Consider the following 1,507-nt stretch of genomic DNA (forward strand, 5'->3'; position numbering starts at 1 on the left):
GCCGGGCGATTATCGCAAGCTGCAGATGAAGCCAGGATCGACGCAGTAGAGCCTGGAACCCCAGTCGTATCAACGGTTCTGGAATTCGGTTTAGGATGCGAACAAAGTTTATTTAACCATATAATGGTATTTCAGGACTTTGGTTTATCGATTCGAAACTGGTTTATTGCCGCCTCTCTTTCGGCTGTGACATACTGTGGTCATCCGAGACGGGGCGAGCGGCGCTGAGCAAAGAGGGCGCTTACACAACCCCGGTCCGGCAACATCTCGTCAAGAAAGAAGGGGTATCGGAATGAATAGAAAGCACAACGGCAACAGACGATTTATTTCCTCCAAAGCATTGGTGTCGGCAGTCGTGCTCAGCACGCTGCTCGTATCGGCCTGTTCCTCCAATGACGGCAAGAGCAATCCGGGAACGGGAGGAGCGGCGGCAGGCGAAGGCGGCGAACGCGTCACGCTGAAGATTGAGGTGTTCGATCGCGGCAATACGCCGACAGGCATGACGATTCAGGACAACTATATGACGCGATATGTGCAAGAGAGCTTCGGCGATCCGAACAATATCGATGTCGAGTTCGTGCCGGTCCCGCGCTCCGAGGAGATCGAGAAGCTGAACGTGCTTATGTCCAGCGGCAGCAATGTCCCGGATATTGTCTTCACCTACGACCCGAACACGTTTAACCGATATGCGAGCCAGGACGGTCTGACGGATGTAGGTCCGTTGCTCGACGAGCATGCGCCGAATCTGAAAGCGTTCCTGGGCGACGATGTGCTGGAATACGGCAAGTTTGAAGGCACGCAATTTTCCATCCCGGCCAAACGCTCGAATACAGGCAAATACGCCTCCTTCATCCGTCAGGACTGGCTCGAGAAGCTGGGCTTGCCGGTGCCGACGACGACCGACGAGCTGTATGAGACGTTGAAGGCATTCAAGGAAAAAGACCCGGGCGAAACCGGCGGCCAGGTGATCCCGTTCGGCATGTCGATCGCTTCGGCGCAATACGAAACGATGCTGTGGTCGTTTATCGAGCCGCTGACCGACGAACAACGCTTCACGCTGACGCAGCAGCTCGGCTCCAACGATTATCCGCCGCTGCTCCCAGGCTTCAAGGAAGGTCTGAAGTTCATGAACAAGCTGTACAACGAAGGCTTGATCGGCAAAGACTTCGGCCTCGACGAGGACAAGAAAAAGTTCTATGAAGATATCTCCAGCGGCAAAACCGGCTTCTTCAGCGAGGATGACGTGAACATGTATTACGAGAATGGCACCTACGATATCCTCAAAGCGAACGTGAGCACGGCCAAGCTGCTGCCGATCGAGGTATTCAAAAACTCGGAGGGCAAATACGCCAAGCCGAAGTATGCGCCTAACGGCATGTACATCATGATCCCGAAATCGAGCAAACGCGCGGTAGAGGCGATCAAATACCTGGAATGGATGGCGTCCGAGGATCATCTGTTCCATATCCAGAACGGCGTAGAAGGCGAGAACTTCACGCTCCAGGAC

Annotated in this window: 2 protein-coding genes; both read left to right on the forward strand. The window is 54.3% G+C overall.

The genetic code is table 11. The features are described 5' to 3' along the window. Positions 1-228: hypothetical protein (locus PA598K_RS37335; protein ID WP_221414146.1), on the forward strand; the 228-nt coding region annotated here is incomplete at its 5' end. 64 nt (positions 229-292) lie between these two features. After that, a partial coding sequence (locus tag PA598K_RS16460; protein WP_260405445.1) for an extracellular solute-binding protein occupies positions 293-1,507 on the forward strand: 1,215 nt, incomplete at its 3' end.

This window comes from Paenibacillus sp. 598K (assembly GCF_003851045.1).
Classification (GTDB): domain Bacteria; phylum Bacillota; class Bacilli; order Paenibacillales; family Paenibacillaceae; genus Paenibacillus_D.